Annotated in this window: 10 protein-coding genes; 1 reads left to right on the top strand and 9 read right to left on the bottom strand. The window is 42.1% G+C overall.

The features are described from left to right. Nucleotides 1-467 precede the first annotated feature (467 nt). From F824_RS0108495 to F824_RS0108450, 9 genes are all read right to left on the bottom strand, one after another. Complete coding sequence (locus F824_RS0108495; protein ID WP_033405247.1) at nucleotides 468-2,408, bottom strand: c-type cytochrome; 1,941 nt, start codon at nucleotides 2,406-2,408, stop codon at nucleotides 468-470. A 16-nt stretch (nucleotides 2,409-2,424) separates the two neighbouring features. Beyond that, nucleotides 2,425-4,227: a 3-keto-disaccharide hydrolase gene (locus F824_RS25705; RefSeq protein WP_161629721.1), complete on the bottom strand. Its 1,803-nt coding sequence runs from the start codon at nucleotides 4,225-4,227 to the stop codon at nucleotides 2,425-2,427. 105 nt (nucleotides 4,228-4,332) lie between these two features. Next, a complete protein-coding gene (locus tag F824_RS0108485; protein WP_019597449.1) occupies nucleotides 4,333-5,952 on the bottom strand; it encodes a RagB/SusD family nutrient uptake outer membrane protein in 1,620 nt (539 codons plus the stop codon). Between the two features lie 11 nt (nucleotides 5,953-5,963). Continuing rightward, entirely contained in the window at nucleotides 5,964-9,167 is a 3,204-nt protein-coding gene (locus F824_RS0108480; protein WP_019597448.1) for a SusC/RagA family TonB-linked outer membrane protein, read from the bottom strand. Nucleotides 9,168-9,404: 237 nt separating this feature from the next. Then, the gene (locus F824_RS26800; RefSeq protein ID WP_022582115.1) at nucleotides 9,405-10,493 is read right to left on the bottom strand and encodes a FecR family protein; all 1,089 of its coding nucleotides are present in this window, start codon (nucleotides 10,491-10,493) and stop codon (nucleotides 9,405-9,407) included. Nucleotides 10,494-10,584: 91 nt separating this feature from the next. Then, nucleotides 10,585-11,193, bottom strand: a complete 609-nt coding sequence (locus F824_RS0108470) for an RNA polymerase sigma factor (protein ID WP_019597446.1) — start codon at nucleotides 11,191-11,193, stop codon at nucleotides 10,585-10,587. Nucleotides 11,194-11,392: 199 nt separating this feature from the next. Beyond that, nucleotides 11,393-11,971, bottom strand: coding sequence for a class I SAM-dependent methyltransferase (locus F824_RS0108465; RefSeq protein ID WP_019597445.1), 579 nt, complete (start codon nucleotides 11,969-11,971; stop codon nucleotides 11,393-11,395). A gap of 100 nt (nucleotides 11,972-12,071) precedes the next feature. Beyond that, on the bottom strand, nucleotides 12,072-12,968 hold the full coding sequence (locus F824_RS0108455) for a hydroxypyruvate isomerase family protein (RefSeq protein ID WP_019597444.1): 897 nt from the start codon (nucleotides 12,966-12,968) through the stop codon (nucleotides 12,072-12,074). Between the two features lie 72 nt (nucleotides 12,969-13,040). Continuing rightward, entirely contained in the window at nucleotides 13,041-16,094 is a 3,054-nt protein-coding gene (locus F824_RS0108450; protein WP_139189736.1) for a PVC-type heme-binding CxxCH protein, read from the bottom strand. A 310-nt stretch (nucleotides 16,095-16,404) separates the two neighbouring features. On the opposite strand from F824_RS0108450, the gene F824_RS0108440 reads away from it, so the two are divergent. Beyond that, nucleotides 16,405-17,133: a hypothetical protein gene (locus F824_RS0108440; RefSeq protein ID WP_019597441.1), complete on the top strand. Its 729-nt coding sequence runs from the start codon at nucleotides 16,405-16,407 to the stop codon at nucleotides 17,131-17,133. Nucleotides 17,134-17,172 lie beyond the last annotated feature (39 nt).

Here is a 17,172-nt window from a genome sequence, read left to right as displayed (position 1 = left end):
AGTTTTATAAACACTTTGAATTGACTTAAAAACGGTTTATACAAGAGGTTTTATGAAGGAACATTTCATTTGAATGCCTAAAAATTTATAAAACACCCAATATTATTGGGTTAGATAGATGAATGGATTGGATTAAGTGAAATTTTCATAAAGCTATTTTATTAAACAATTTAACTATCCTGTACTATCCTTCCCTAAAAAAAGCAAAACCTATAAAATCATGTCCCGCCTGATAGTTTTTAAAACACAAGCTTCTAAATTCCTTTCAAGGGGAGGAATAATCGCTTAATTAAATAAATCCAACCAAAATTTATCCTGTAAATATGAAGATACGCCTCAATAGGCTTGATCTGATCTTATCGGCAAAATCACTACAAATCAAAAAAACCAGCAACCCATAAGGTTGCTGGCTTCTTGTATTGGCAGTAAATCAATTTATTTGAACTGCCAAAAAGGACTGCTGCTTTTTATTTCGATAGGGAATTGATCCAAAGGGCAATTTTCATTGCGTCTTCCTTGGACACCTGTGGCATAGGAGGCATTGGAGTGGCATAATCCGGCCAGTTTTCAGGCTTTGGGTTATGAATTAATTCCACGATTTTCTCCGCTGTATACTTCCTTTTGGCTACGTCAACATAAGCTGGCCCAACTTGCTTTTTAGTAGCATTGTGACATGCCGTGCAGGTGTTTTTGGAAAGTAGTGCTTTGATTTCCAATTCTGAAGGAATCGCGCGAGCAGAAGCCAAGGACTTGCTGGCGGATTCAACTTTGGGTTTTGGATTTACTGCAGAGGTGGACTTTTCTGGACTTGAGGGGACCACCACACGCGGCTTTATCACCATTTTTTCTCCACCAGGGATTTGATTCAATGTATAATACGCATCTTCGTGTACCAACTGATGGGAGTCGTTTAACTCCCTTACCCCTGGTAAACTGATTTTATGAATGTGGTATTGTTGCAAATTATTGATGGCTAGCCTTACCTTCATTCCATCTTCGGAAACTTCCACTCCCAGAATTTCGTGGGTCATTTGTTTCACTGGGGGGCTGCCATAAACTGGGAAATATTTATAAATAAAACTTTCAACTACATAAGAACTCAAATCCTCTGCAGATTTTTTATTTATTGGTTTGGTAAATTCAATTTCAAAACCATCCGGTTTAGCTTTTACGGTTCTCATTTCAAAGGGCAATTCCCTATTCCAAACCAAACGCTGCAATCCTTCATTGGCCTCTCCTGCAGAACCCCAGCCTCGGTTTGTTTCTCCCACAAACAAGGATTGATCCGGCGCAAATGCCATTCTCAAAACCCCTGATTGAAAATTACTTCTAAAATCAATTGATGCTCCCTGGTACTGACCGTTGATTTTCTCCAACATCACACGCATAATTTTGCTTTGCCCTTGATCCCCGATCAGAATTTGACCTCCAAATGGCCCCAAGAAATTTTCAGGTATTTTCAAGGGCTCTGAATTGGATATGCCATGGATACCATGCGGCAACCATACGGCTGGCAATTTCAAACTTGGCAATGACTCTTTAGCCTCGTACATGGTGATAAACTCTTCATCAACAACATTTTCCGGTTTATTGAATCTTCCCTGTTCATTTTTAACTTTCTGCGGATCTACGATTTTATCAAATTGAGCAGTAGTCATTTTGACCGGAGAATTTGGCAATTCCGCCCAGCGAAGGCCCGCTGGATGGCCCGAAAAGTCGCCTTTTTCGAGGTGCCAAAGACCGCCAGAACCAATATAGTCACCTTGGTTTTCAGTATAAAAAACTTCCTCATCAAGGATTCCGATTCCTGCGGGCGAACGCATTCCCGACGCATAGGGCTCAATGGTTCCATCCCTGTGGATTTTTAAAGTCCAACCTCTGTAGGGTACCCGACTTTCTCCCCTCCACCATTCTTGATCACCGAAGGCGACATTCGTGGTTACAATAAACGCACCATCGGCGGCTATTTTTGGACCGAAGCTATATTCGTGGTAATGCGTAGAAAGAGGCCAAGAAGCAACCGTTTCAAAAACATCTGCCTTCCCGTCAGAATTTGAGTCCACCATTTTGGTCAGCTCTCCTCGCTGTACACTATAAAAGGCTCCTTCCTCATAGACCAATCCTAAAACCTCATGCAATCCAGATGCAAATTTTCTGAAATAGGGCCGTGCTGAAGTTGGATTTTCGACAATAAAAACATCTCCTCTTCGAGTGGCAACACCGAGGCTACCGTTTGGAAGCATCGTCAATCCTCCTACTTCCAAAAGCAAACCTTCGGGAGCAGGTACACGAACGATTTTAAAATAATCCTCTTCTTTTGGCGATTCTTGGGCAATGGCTGTAACCCCAATTCCCAACCCAATAAGGCTAAGGATTACAGCTTTCAAATTAAATTTTAAACGCATCATATTTTTCAGTGCTGAATTAGAACAAAATAGCATAACTTAATTTTGAGGTTATTGGCAAGAAAATACCATCCTCTGAGTCGACTTTGGATGCTTGAGGTGAAACACCTTCAGACAAAACCTGCAAATAAACACCGGTATCTGCTATCAAATAAAGATTTGAAGAAATTTTCCTAAGTTGCTTGCCTGCCGAAACCTTTATCAAATGGGCTTGACCAGAACCTTTCAAATCCATGTTTCTTACGATCCCCTGACCATTATCCATCAGCTTAAGATGGTCCGAAAGCATGGTGCCGGTTTCCGATTTGCTGTCAAAGATCAGCTCCCCATCTCCTAAAACACGATACCCACTGCTCTTCAATTCTTTATCGATCGGAGTGAAGTCTTGCGAAAACAAGAGTGATTCACCCATGTTCAATGTAGTCACAACACCCAATGGCAAGGAAACCCCATTTCCACGGTTATTCCACATAGGAGTCGCATCCAAAAACGCTCCCCTCCATACCTGAATCAGTTGATTTGTACTGAGATCATAAGAAAAATGAATTCCTGATTTTCCAGAAACGGAAACTGCATGAGATATTTTCTCTCGATTTGGAAGCTGAATAAAGCTTCTTAATACTGGCGTTTCATCTGCATTTACCCATATTGGATCGGTGGAGTTTTCAAAGGAAATCACAGGCTCACTGAACTTAACCGGCCATAAGCCCTCTGCGCTGGCACTCCAAAAAAATCCTTGGGCAGTCCAATCACGCGGCTTTGAAACCCAAAGCACGTAGGGTATTTCACCTGGGGAAAGTGTTTTTTCAACCTTGATTTTACCTTGTTTGAATTCAGGTTGTCCCGAATCGCCTCCAAGCTGCAAAGCACCTAATCCTCTTGGAACTTCCACTTCGAACGTGTAGCTTCCAGTCTCAAGAATCCTAATATTCCCTTCGAATTTGGTCAAAGAGGCACCAGACACTCCAGTCTGGAATTCTTCAAATGAGTTCAAGTCACCTGAATGCCCATTTTCTAAATTCTCTATCGCTGGATATTGCGTATACGCACCGGGATAAACCTGATACTTTATGGAAGAAATTTTTGGTGCAGGAAAATTCATTTGCTGAATCTCCAAAGATTGGATGGCAATCGGACCATGATCTCCCTGAATTCGGATGGGGCCTTCCGCCACTTCATTCGCTTTCAAAGCCCCTCGAGTGGGGCCAAACAATTCAACATCTTCATGGATCACAACACCGTTTAGTTTTATGAAGTTAAACCTGGCATTCTGAGTTTTTCCTCCACTTTCAGAAAATCTAGGCGCTTGAAATGACACCTCCAATGTTTGCCAGATTCCCGGAGCCTTGCTTACATTTTGTCTCGGTGCATAGCCCTGAAATCCTTTTTGTCCCTCAGGTTTTAAATCATCCCAACGCTGATAAATCCCGCCGTTATCCCCGGCCTTAGGTGTGATGGTTTTCCAGCTATCAAACAATTGGATTTCATATTGTCCTTGGATATAAATTCCTGAATTGGAGCCCGCGGCAAGCATGTAGGTTAGAGAAAGTTCGATATCCCCAAAATTCTCAAGGGACACAATATCTTTTCCAGGGTTCTTTTTAGTTGGCGTATTGATCAATACATTGCCTTTTCCCTCCGAAAAGAGGAGTTGGTTATGGATTGGATCAGTCCATGCATCACGCACTTCAGACCAGCTTCCTTTTGTTTGGACAAAGGAATCCAGAGTAAGTGTGGTAGTGGATTGTGCCAGAGCATTATTGGAATTGGCAGAAATGGCAAATGCCATTCCTATCAAAATTAATCTGGGGTTCAACAACATGATTTTATTAAGAGTTTGGTAATATGTTTTGAAATTAAATTCATAAAAAAGAAGTGCTGAGGAAAAATTCATCCTCAGCATTTCCATCTTATCCAGTGCAGTAAATCAATAACCCGGATTTTGAATTAGGTTAGGATTGGAATTTGTTTGGATTCTTGGAATTGGGAAAAGCTCCAATTCAGGATTATTTGATGCTTGGTGATCCCACCAATTTGTCGTGGTGAATTTGCCAAACCTGATCAGATCGGTCCTTCTCTTTCCTTCAAATATAAATTCTCTCCCCCTTTCGGCAAGCAATTCATCCATGGTAAGGGTGGTGGTGGTATAGGCTGCCGAAAGCCAATCTCCATCTGAAAAAGATCTTTTTCTAGAGGCATTGATTAAATCAACCGCTTCTTGGTTTGCAACGCCTCCATTTTTTCTCATTATTGCTTCCGCCTTATTGAAGTACAATTCTGTCAATCTGTAGATGATATAATCATTTTCCCAATATTGATCATCATCTAATGTACCGGAACGGAATTTATGAAGCCTTGCACCGCTGTTTTCTTCTCCCTCAGTCATGGATCCTTCGCCCGTTGCACCTTCAGAGTTTCTGCGAATATTATTCACATATACCAAGGGTTGGTTTTGAAACTCTTCCGTACCAAGAATAGGCTCATCTGTTCCAAATTTGAATTGGGGGCCAAAAAGAAACCATTCCTGCTTTCTCTTGTCGTTTTCCTGGTAGGCATCAAAAGCAGTTGGAATAACCACAAAAGCATTGTTTCCACTGTAGTTCACATTTAACGCCTGGGACATGTTGCCATATCCAAAATAAAATCCAGACCAGTTAAAAGTAAATCCTCCTACTCTGCTAAAGGCAAACTGGAAAATGTTTTCCGGAGACAAATGGTTATCCGCCTTGAAGGGTCCAAGAATATCAACATCCAGTCTCATAGGGCCATTTAAAGATCCCCCTTCACCGATTATGACCTTATTGGCATACTCGATTGATTCATCCCACATGGCTGTACCACTCCATTTTTCTGCATTGAGGTACAATTCGGAAAGCATGGTATAACCGGCAGCTTTAGAAACCCTACCGACTAAAGCTTGGGACAAAGGCTCTAGCAATTCAACATTTTGTTCCAATTCTTGTCGAACAAAATTAAACACCTCTGATCTTGGCGCAGTTGGAGGACTCAATGGCTCCCCAACTTGTGTGATAATGGGAACATTTCCCCAAAGATCCATAATCCTTATATAATGATAGGCCCGCATTACTTTCACTTCCGAAATGAGCGCTTGCCTTTCCTGTTCGCTCAACCCTGCCCGAGCAATATCCAGATCCTCTAAATCAATCAAAATTGAATTTACGTAGCCAAGACCTTCCCAAATGAGAGACCATGCATTTCTCATTCGAGGCTCATCAGGACTCCAAGTATGGTTATGCAACCGAATATGGTCTCCTCCATCAAAACCATGTCTTCCTTTTTGTGGCCACGCAACCTGATCTGCTGCCATTTCGCTGTGGTAGTAAAAACCATTTTGACCTGTTGGTGCAAGCCAGGCTTGCATGTGGGTGAAAGGTCTCAAAACACCTTGCATCACCTCGACTTTGTTATTGTAAAAATTATCCTTGGACAATTCACTGTAAAAGGTCTCCGAAAGGTCCATACATCCCACAAATCCGAGGAAAAGGAATGCCAAAACTACGCTATAGTTCTTTATAAAATTTTTCATTTTCAATGTCTTTAGAAAGTTACATTTAAACCTAGGGTGTAAAAATTGGTCCGCGGATAAAATCCACGCCCATCAATACCGGTCGTAAATCCGGTATCCTGCAACTCAGGATCCAGACCTGAATAACCAGTGAAAGTCAGCAGGTTTCTGCCTGATGCATAAACCCGTAGATTTTTAACCGCTTTGCCCACCAAATTGAAAGTATAACCGAAGGTCACATTGTCCAATTTGACAAAATCACCTTTTTCAAGGTAGTAATCTGAAAATTGAGGATTGTCATTGAGTTCAGCATTTTTGGTTATCGCACTCTTCAGGAGATTATTGGGTAACCAAGCTTTGTTTCCAAAGTACATTTCTTGGGTATTCAGGATATCAAATCCAAACTTACCCCTGAAAAACACCGTGAGATCCATGTTTTTGTATTGAATGGTATTTGAAAAACTGGCCATGTATTTTGGTACACCATTTCCCAAAATTGTCAAATCCTCAGGGGAAATTCCACTTGCAGTAACAGTAGAACCATCGGCTTTGAAAAATAGCCATTTTCCATCATCATTAAATCCAGCAAATCTCTTTCCATAAAAATTCCCCACTTTTCCTCCTTCGTCCAACCTGATTGCTGGCCCTAGGTTTCCTGGGGAAGGCAAAAATCCGAATTCCAGAAAATCTGAACTATAAAACTCATTTGATAGTGAGGAGATGGTATTGAACTGAGAATTACCCGCAAAGTCAACGGAATATTTAAAATCGTTTTTGTCAACGATGATTGCATTCAAATACAATTCTACACCATGGTTTCGGATACTTCCCACATTGGTATAAATTGAACTTCTAACAAAAGGAGGCTGCTGGGCAGAATAGTTATTCAACAAATCAACTGTTTCCCGATTGTAAACATCCAATGATCCCGAAATCCTGTTATTCAACAATCCAAAGTCAAGACCAACATTCCATTCTTGTTTTTTCTCCCACTTTATGTTGGGGTTTGGATTTCTGGATGGTCCATAAGTTTGATAGAAGACGCCTTCCTGTGGGTAAACGCCTCCTGTATTCAAGGTCACCAAAGATTGGTAATTAGGAATCCCCTGATTTCCCGTCACACCGTACCCTATTCTCAGTTTAAGATTGTCGATTTGACTTATATCGGTCATGAATCCTTCTTTGGAAATATCCCAACCAACCGATGCTGCAGGGAAATTACCCCATTTATTGTTCGCCCCAAACTTTGATGAGCCTTCTCTCCTGACGATCACTTGACCGAAATATTTATCACTAAAGGCATAACTCACCCTGCCAAAAACAGCTATCAAGGTATTGTCCTCCTTGAAACTTCCCATTCCCGGCCTTGGCAACCTCGTATTGTTGATCGCACTTCCTGCGCCTATATTCCAATCCAAGAAAGAATCCGTAGTGAATCCGCTATTGTTTACCGCGAAATTTTCATAAGTAGAATATTGGTAACTATAGCCACCAATAAAATCAAAAGAATGGTCTCCGATTATTTTTTTATAATTAACCGTAGATTCCAATACGTCCGTCCATGTTACTTCATTGTATTTTCTGGCAAATCCCGTCCCTTGATATTGGGAATTGGGTCTTTGATCAAAATCGGTTAAAGAACGGTATTGACGATCATTGATTACATTTCTTACATGTGCGCCGAAGGCACTGACGGTCAATCCTTCAAAAATCTCAAAGGACAGTTTTACATCACCTGAGAAAGTCTGCTGATTTCTTTCATTTAACCGGTTCTGCAATCTAGAAAGCGGATTGTAGTTGTTAAATGCTTCAGTTTCCACAAAAGACCCATCGGCATTTCTGATAGGTGCTGTTGGGTTTCTCTGGATACCTTGTTCATAATCACCTCCACCGCCTCCAAGAAGGTTTGCTTTGTTAAAGTTTGTGGCTAGATTGGATTGCATCTGCAGTCTGCCATTCAGTCCGGTTTGGTTGAAATTAATCCTTGCACCATATTGCTTTCGCGAATTTTCTTTGGCGATACCTTCAGCATCATTGAAGTAAAAAGAGGCCCTATAATTCGAGTTGGCAGTACCACCTGATGCTGCGAAATTGTGGTATTGGCTTAAATTTTCCTTGTTCAACAACTCATCATAGAGATCGGTGGAAGCCCCCAGATCATTTCCTTCACTGATCAATCCTTGTGTGATCAAATTCCTGTATTCGGCTGCAGTAAGAAAGTCGGGCTTCCTATCCACGACATCTCTCTGAAAATAGGTAGAGTAATCAAACCTGGCTTCACCTGCTTTTCCTTTTTTTGTGGTGATCAAGATTACACCGTTATTTCCACGTGTACCATAGATAGCCGCGGCAGAACCATCTTTCAATACTTCAAAAGATGCAATATCATCCTGCTGAAGAAGATCCAGATTCCCACCTGGAATTCCATCGATTACAATCAAGGGATTAAGGTTTCCTGTGAGCGAGGTCACTCCACGCATTTGGATGGATGCCCCAGAGTTAGGATTATTGCCTTCCGTTCTAGTGATGCTAAGACCTGCCACTTTCCCTTGAATAAGGTCAAGGGGACTTCTTACGCCTCCTTGATTAAAGCTTTCTTCATCAACTTTAGCGACAGAAGAAGTAATTTCTCTCCTCTTTTGGGTACCATAACCAATAACGACTACTTCATCCAATGACTTGGTGTCTGCTTTCATCGACAAGTTAAATACTCTTCTTTCCGCTACGGCAAGCTCAATAGTTTGCATCCCGATGAATGAAAAAACAAGGACTGCATTCTCTGATGCGACCACAAGCGAGAATTTTCCGTCAAGGTCGCTAATGGTGCCGTTGGTAGTTCCTTTTTCTATAATGGAAACTCCTGGCAAGCCCATATTTGTTTCGTCTACTATCACTCCGGAGACGGTCTCTGTGGGATTTACTTCAATGCTTACTGCATCTTGTGATACAATTTCTCCCCCTTTTCTAACATGGATATTTCCATTGATCTGTTTGAAGTGCAATCCTGTTTGCTTCGAAAAATCCACCAAAATATCATATAATGACTCATTGGCATTGATATTAACCAATGGAAGATTTTTTGTTTCCTTGTTTGTGTAAACAAAGTTGAAACCGGTCGCAGATTCAATTTCTGAAAAAGCTTTGGTAACAATACTATTGTTAAGGTGCAAACGGAGTTGAACCTCATCTATTTTTTTCACTTGGGCATTGCTGTTGGAAGCAAGCAGAAAGCTCATAGATATGCATTGAATTAAGAAAATATAAAGTAATCTTTTGGACATGGCCAGTACGTATAACAGTATGATTTTTTTCATAACTTTACGAGTTGTTTAAACTATTTAGGATGGTTTTTGCAATAGGTTCTGAAAGAAAATTTGAACATGACTTTCAGACGGAATCCAGCTGGAGGTGTTGGCGCACCTCCAGCTTCATTCTTTCACAAGGTTTTGTTTCATTGGCTATTTAGATTTGGGTTAAAATTGAATTTTGATTTCTTTTCCTTCAATGGAATAGCTGAATCTAGATCCATAACTAAGTCCCTCCAGAATATTTTTCAGGTTTTCATCCTTGAATTTTCCTGACACCGTCAAACTTTTCGGAATCGGGTTTTGTATTTCGATCTTTACACCAAACCAGTTTTCGAGTTTCAAAATCGCCTCACTCATCGGGGTGTCGTTGAAGATCAGCGTTTTGTTCATCCACGCAATGATCTCTTCCGGATCAAATTGTTCCTTCCTCCAATCATTGGTTTCTGTGTTTGCAAACACACCTTCTCCTGGGGCAAGTCTCACCTGGAAGTCACTGTTACTGTCATTGTTTACGAACACACTTCCGGTCAGCAATGAGATGGAAATCACATGATCCGAATAGGCTTTAATGTTGAATGAAGTCCCTAGGGCGGTCGTACTCAATTGATTGGTTTTCACAACAAATGGCCGCAAAGTATCCTTTGCAACATCAAAAAAAGCCTCGCCACGCAAAGTGAGCAGTCTAACATCACCTTCAAGATTTTTTACATAGCGAAGACTGCTTCCGGAATTCAAGAAAACCTTTGACCCATCTGGTAGGGCAATGGTGGTCTTGACCCCTGCTGGAGCTTCATGCAACACAAATACCTCTTTCGGTTCTACTTCTGAAAAATCTTGATTTTTGATCTGAAACCAGAAAAAGGCTGTACTAGCAAGTACCAACAAAAAACTAGCGGCTATTCCTCTCCAAAAATGTTTTTTCCTTTTTTTATTAGACTCGTCCTTATGGCGCTGGATTGCAGACCAACTGTCCAAGGACACGACTTTTCCAGAATGACTAGGGTGATTTATTTGACCAATCCTTTCATCGATTTTTTTCCATTGAAGATCCAATTCATCCTGATTCATTGCATACTTTTTGCGCGAAAGATTGATCAGGATTTTTCGTGCATGCTGAATATCATCTATTTTATCCTTATTCAGGCCCATGAACTCGACCCAATACGCCTTAGCCTCAGGATCATTGTTCAATACCCATTTTTTAAATTCAGGATCGAGGACAAAGTCCTCTAATGTATATTCTGATTTATTCATAACTTTTGCATTCAATGTGATAAGTCACAATCAATGAAAAGTTATCCCTCAAATTAGAAAAATATTTGAAAAATAAAATGAAGTCAAAATATTAATTATATATACTAGATAATATCAAAATAATAATTGGTTGACCTATTTCTCTTTTAAGACTCGTTATTGCCTTCCAAGCCAAAGTATACACAGATCTAAGATTGATATTCATCAATCGAGAAGTCTCCTCGTAAGTGAATTGTTCAAAAAACAAACAGTTGAGTACCTCCTTTTGCCGCATTGGCAATTCTTCCAAAGCAATGGAAAGTTTAATTTTGACACTTTCCTCTGTGTTTATATTTATCAGATGCGTTTCTACACTATCCAAAAAATGATCTTGTTGCATTGCATGATCCTTCGAGATAACTCTCCTTTTGGACTCCTCTTTGTTTCCCTTATAAATCCTGTTGGAAAGGCATTTAAATAAATATAGTTTGATATTATCTGTAGATTGAAGAGTGGAATGGTATTTCCACAGGTCTACAAAGACATCCTGGAGGCAATCTTTCACAAATTCTGGATCATTGATCAAAGAACAGCCAAATTGAAGTAATTCACCTGCATGTTTCCGGTAAATTGCTTCAAGTGCACACCTGTCCCCTTGGATCAAACGCCCCCAATTTAAACTTATCTCATCGTTTAAATGAGTTTGCTTCAATTCTTCCACGAGATTTTTTTTGGGTTTCCCGCTAACTTAAAGTAAATTTTCAAGAAAGTAATTACATTTTTTCAAATTAACACCAAGCGATTCTGTAAATCTTAAAATTATTCAAAAAAATAAAACAGAAAAATCTAATCCATTTCTCCTCCTGATTGTATTTTAAAACTTCAAAAGCACTTTCCAAACACTGCAGTGAACTTCAAATTCACCCCCGCTTCTGCCAAAACTTCAATTTTCCTTTGTTCTGGGATTTGACAAGGGTGTAAGTTTCGGGGATTTCTATGTCTTGGCCGCAATAGGTCACGATCTTGGTGCCTTTTGGGACCAGGTCAAATTGATCGTGCAGAAATTGACAATATTCTTGGTAAAGGAGGACATCAAAGGTGTTCTCTGCGTCAAGCTTGTCGGTCAGGTTGATGTTCTCCTCAAATGAATTGAAAAAATAGAAGGCCTCATACTCCTTAAAATCAATCGTTTTGATATCCCCATGGACAAAATCCACGTTTTCAATCTTGTAATTTTCGGCCATTTTTCTGGACAAGCGAACCAGGTTTTCCCTTTGCTCCACACCTGTGACCTTTGCCTGTGAATGACTTGCCGCGACCAAACAAAACTTGCCTGTACCCGAACCAAGGTCCAAGACTTTGACACCGGGACGATCCGCCAGAAACTCGATTGCTTTCCTGGCGATGGCCACTGGAGTCCAATGGGTAGCCGACAGTTTCCTCATCTTGATGGGATAAAACGCATCGAAATCCTCATCCGTAAAATCGCTCAGTTCCATGTCCGCAAAAATGGGGTTGTTTTATGAAAATAAAAAAAAGCATTGAAAGCGGATTTGATCCAGCCCTCAATGCCCATTCAATCCTTATTGGACAATCTTCTCAGACATCACAAATCTCCACTCCCTGCTTGAGAGAGGCCAGTTTATCAGGTCTTTTTGGGATAAATTCCTGACCGACAAAGCCTTTGTATCCCGTCTCAAGAATGGCTTTCATGATCGCGGGGTAATAAAGTTCCTGGGTTTCATCGATCTCATTTCTCCCCGGAACGCCTCCTGTGTGGTAATGCGAAATATAGGGATGGAATTTATTGATGGTCGCGATGACGTCCCCTTCCATGATCTGCATGTGGTAGACATCGTAGAGCAACTTGATGTTTTCAGACCCAACGGCCTTGCACATCTCTGCTCCCCAAGCGGTATGGTCAGCTTGATAATCCTTGTGGTTGACCTTGCTGTTGAGCAATTCCATGCACATGATCACGCCATGTTTTTCGGCAGTCGGCATCAGTCTTTTCAATCCCATCGCACAATTTTCGATTCCTTTTTGGTCATCCAAACCTTTTCTGTTTCCGGAAAAACAGATGATTTGTTTGAAGCCTGCGGCGGCTACCTTTGGGATCATTTCCTCATAGCTTTTCACAAGATCATCATGGAAATCGGGATTGTTGAATCCTTTTTCGATACCCATTCCGGCACCCCAGGGCATGGCGGATGTCAATCCGTATTTTTTGAGCATTGGCCATTCTTCCGGACCGACCAATTCGATGGAAGTCAATCCAATTTCATTTGCTGCTTTACAAAGGTCCTCCAGTTCGATATCGTTATAACACCAACGGCAAACAGAGTGGTTGATGCGGCCTTTCAAGCCTTGAGGCATATTGTCTTCCGAGGCTTGGATCCTCTGGGAAATCGAAGCGCCCAAGAATGTGAGAGCGGTCGTTCCTGCTATTTTCTTCAAAGTATTTCTTCTGGATTCCTTCTCGTTGATTTTTTTCATGCTGGTTTATGTTAGGTTTTTGCTGGGCAAGGAAATGGGAATTTCATCCTATTTTAAGGATCTAATTGATTTTCACTGGCTTTTACTTTTTAAAGTCATCAAGTACTCCACCAAATCCACCAACTCTTGACTGCTCATGGATTTTTCCAATCCCGAAGGCATCATGGAGTTCTCCATTTGTGTGATGGAGGTGATATCGCTGGTTTTCAGAGGAGTGACAGTTCCTCCGGGCATTTTCAGGTCGATATCGGTTTCTGTCCGACTGGAAATTATTCCTCCCAGTGTACTTCCATCCTTCAATTTAACCATATACCCTTCATAGCCAAAACTTATCCCTGCATCTGGATGAAGAATGGATAGGTATTGCGCTTCTTTTGGCAATTTACTGCCGATTTCGGAAAGTTTTGGACCAAAGTCCAATCCGATCTCATTTACTTGGTGGCACACGGAACAGTTTCTCTTAAAGATTGTCAATCCATTGTCTATGTTTCCTTCCATCTCCATCAGGGTTTTGATGGGAAGGGTTTTATTTTCTTCGTCGTTGTTGTCCAGATAGGAGGCGGCTTCCATTCTCACACTTTTACGCCAGGCATTGCTCACCCCTGACACTGCGGCTGCTTTGAGGTTTTCGGGGAATTTCTCGGCTTTCAACAATTCCAAGACTTTCCCTTCCCCATCATAACTCCCCCCAATCGACCCGGCTGCTTCCCGCCTTACGGACAATGGCTGCTTTTGGTCAAAAGTCAAGGTTTCCAAAATCTGAATGGATTCTTTTGAGCCAACCCTTTTGATGGCTTGCAGCATTGCGAAAATTTGTTTTTCATCCTTTCCAGCCAACACCTGATTTACATGATCTGCTCCACCCTGTCTGAGCAAGGTACCGGCAGCACTTCGACCAATATTGTTGTCGCTGTTTGCCAAGACCAGTTTCAGAAGTCTTGGGTTTTCTTCCTTCACTTCAAACCGCTGCACCATTTCCACAAATTCCTGGGTGCCTTCCACGTCATTCAAAACACCTTTCAAAGCCGTCATCGCAAGGTTTGACTTTCTGGTGAAAGCTGGATCAAGATGGGCAAGAACCAATTTATTGATTGGGCTGGGTTGCCGTTTATCACTTTCCAGCATGTTGACCAGTGCTTTGGATTTGGCTTCCCCATCGGGATTGAAATCAAAAGCGCGGAAATACCTGAGCCTTTGATCAATCTCCTCTGAAGAATCAGATGCCAGGGAGGCCAACATCGGGATGGATTTCCCTGTTCGGGCTCTCCAGATGATATCCCGGTTGGATTTGTTGGCAAGTGCCTGGTCTTTGACTTCTTCGGCCCAATTGGAGAAATAACTGTCCCATTGGCCGTCGGCGCCTATTCCCAAAGCTTCCAAATACCATCGGTCTTCTCCATCATGCTGCAAGGCCAATTTTGTCCAAAGTGCGGCTGCTTCAGGCGCCTTGTTGTGCCGCAATGCGATGGCAGCTTCGCGCCTCACTTGGGGATCTTTGTCTTCGACCAATTGCTGCAGATAAGGAATAAGGTCCATTTTCATTTGCCTGGCAATACGGATTCCTGTTATTCTTATGTCTGGATTTTCATCCTGAATGGCCTTTTCGACATGGATTTTTTCTTTCCCCTCTATTTTTGCAAGGAGCCACAATGCCCTTGCCTGCATCCTTGTATTTTCATGGTTATCGAACATTTCCGACAAGCCTTGCTCGGCTTTTGAGCCCATGCCGTTCAAAGCATTCCAGGCTTGGTATCTCCAAGAAAGGTTGGGATTTTGAAGGGCTTCCAATGCCCCGTCCACGGTTTTGAGATCGTAATCTGGATTCCTATAAGGCGTTTTTGGCGGCGCGATTCTGAAAATCCTTCCCCGGTTGAGATCACCAACCTGATGTCCACCCACACCCGGATCATACCAGTCCGCCACCATCAGGGAGCCATCCGGCGCCACGGCAACATCCGAAGGACGGAACCATTGGTTCTTGCCTCCTTTCATGATGTCCACTATTTCTGCTTTGTATCCTGCACCGGATTTAGTAACAGGATAGGCCCGGACCACGTTGGGACCGGCATCTGTATGGATCATCTGGTCCCAAAAAACCTCAGGCAATAATCTCCCTTCATAAACCAAAATACCAGTTGGTGAACCCGCTCCGGTCTGAAGTAAATTCGGCACGACGCCGGGATCGTTGAGATGCCAATGCTGGAGAGGGATTTCCGCCTCTTTGTTGGTCCTGTTGGCACGCCAACCCGCGCCGGTCATTTCGTCCTGATAACCGTAATTCCCATATTCCATTACAAAATTGATCCTGACAGCTTTGTTGCCATCATCGTCATTGTCAGATTGCCAAAGGGTGCCATAGGAATCCACGGCCACCTCATAATTGTTCCTGAAGTTTTGGCCCAAGACCTCTATGTTCGTGAAATCCGTATCGCACCTAAAAACCAAGCCTTGCCTGTAATTTGCCGGGGAAATTTCCTTTCCGGAAATGTCTTTTACGATTTCCCCGTTTCTATCCTTCAACTGACCGCCTTCATTTCCGAAGTTGAAATAAAATTTGCCATCGGGGCCAAATACAAAAGCATGCATGCCATGGTCATGCTGCTCACCGGAAATCCCCTGGAAAATAATCTCTTTTTTGTCCGCCTTGTCATCCCCATCGGTGTCGGTAAACAGCCATACATATGGACTTTGGGAAACAATGGCCTGATTGCCCATCACCCAGATTCCCAGTGGGGAACTGATTTCAGGACCTTGGTAAAAAACGGTGCTTTTGTCTTGGACACCATCTCCATTGGTATCCTCGAGAATCATGATTCTATCTCCTGCTTCCCTGGTGTCATTTCCTGTGATTTCCGGTCGGTAATTGAAGGCTTCACAGACCCAAACCCTTCCCTTGTGGTCAATGTCGATATTCGTGGGATTGGTGATGGTGGGTTCAGAAGCGAATATCTTGGCCTCCAAACCCTCGGCAAGGGTGATTCCCGCGAGTGCGTTTTCCGGCAACCTCCTTTCTTCTTCGGTGAGCAGATCAAAGTCTTTGGGCGGGGTTTTGGAAGTGCAGGAATAAAAAAAAGAGACCATCAAGACAATCATTGAAATTGGCTTGGCCACAGTTGAATTTATCATTTTCGGTTTTTTAGGCTTATTCTTTGGGAAATGGTTCATTTTCCAATATTAAAGTTAGGTCTCTATTCTGAAATACCGGTTTTTATGATTGACATTTTTATGAACGGACAATACAATCGATAAATAGCATGTCCGATGGTTTCCGATCTCCTTTTTCATTTGGTGAAACAATGACTGAAAAAGCGACCAAGGATTTTTTCCTAGAAAGAGAAAGAAGTATGAATGGGATCGTTTTTTCAGAAAAAAATATCTTCTTTTTGTAGATTTTTAAAGAGAAAACCAATTCAAATCCGTTAGGTAGGGAACACTTATGGAAAGCAAACAAATCACGACCATCACCATTTTTAGATTCGAGGGCAAAAACAGGTACTGGATTTTTACCCAGATGCAGCGGTCCTTAGCAGGATTCAAAAAAATCAAGGGCTTGACGTTTTTTAAAATGCTGGGGAGTGGGGGCAAAAACGGGTTCTCCAAAATGCTGAATCTCAATGTATATGCCTTTTTGGGTGTTTGGGAATCCGAGTCTGATGCCAATGATTTCTTCGATAATTCGGCTTTTTATCAAGAATTTGATACTCGCTGCACAGAAGCCTGGACCATTTTTATGGAAAATAAGGCCGCCCATGGCCGGTGGTCAGGGGTCTCACCTTTCGAAAACTTCCAGCCCTACGCCGGCGGATTGATCGCGGTGATCACCCGGGCGCGGATAAAGCTGAGGTTCCTTCCGAAATTCTGGAGCTATGTGCCCCGCGTGGCCGACAACCTTTTTGACCATGAAGGCTTTCTTTTCTCAATAGGTATCGGAGAACTCCCTCTGTTGACGCAAGCCACTTTCAGCATTTGGAAGGATCAATCCTACATGCACCAGTATGCCTACAAAAGCAAACTGCACAGCGAGGTCATCAAAAAAACCCGGGAATTGGGCTGGTACAAAGAAGAACTGTTTGCCAATTTCATCCCTTATAAAAGCGTGGGAAATTGGGAAGGAATCAATCCTTTGGAGGAGTATTTGAATAACGAAAAACCCCTGGACACATAAGTCCACACATTCATTTTTTTGTATTGGACTTTTGTGCAA

The sequence above is a fragment of the Rhodonellum psychrophilum GCM71 = DSM 17998 genome, from assembly GCF_000381545.1.
Taxonomy (GTDB): Bacteria; Bacteroidota; Bacteroidia; order Cytophagales; family Cyclobacteriaceae; genus Rhodonellum; species Rhodonellum psychrophilum.
Note: the sequence above shows the minus strand (reverse complement) of the source record. Positions and strands in the feature narration are given on the sequence as shown.

Bases quoted from the DNA above. Each gene is read 5' to 3' on its own strand.
- F824_RS0108495 (WP_033405247.1), bottom strand. From the start codon at position 2,408: ATGATGCGTTTAAAATTTAATTTGAAAGCTGTAATCCTTAGCCTTATT.
- F824_RS25705 (WP_161629721.1), bottom strand. From the start codon at position 4,227: ATGTTGTTGAACCCCAGATTAATTTTGATAGGAATGGCATTTGCCATT.
- F824_RS0108485 (WP_019597449.1), bottom strand. From the start codon at position 5,952: ATGAAAAATTTTATAAAGAACTATAGCGTAGTTTTGGCATTCCTTTTC.
- F824_RS0108480 (WP_019597448.1), bottom strand. From the start codon at position 9,167: ATGAGCTTTCTGCTTGCTTCCAACAGCAATGCCCAAGTGAAAAAAATA.
- F824_RS26800 (WP_022582115.1), bottom strand. From the start codon at position 10,493: ATGAATAAATCAGAATATACATTAGAGGACTTTGTCCTCGATCCTGAA.
- F824_RS0108465 (WP_019597445.1), bottom strand. From the start codon at position 11,971: ATGGAACTGAGCGATTTTACGGATGAGGATTTCGATGCGTTTTATCCC.
- F824_RS0108455 (WP_019597444.1), bottom strand. From the start codon at position 12,968: ATGAAAAAAATCAACGAGAAGGAATCCAGAAGAAATACTTTGAAGAAA.
- F824_RS0108450 (WP_139189736.1), bottom strand. From the start codon at position 16,094: ATGATAAATTCAACTGTGGCCAAGCCAATTTCAATGATTGTCTTGATG.
- F824_RS0108440 (WP_019597441.1), top strand. From the start codon at position 16,405: ATGGAAAGCAAACAAATCACGACCATCACCATTTTTAGATTCGAGGGC.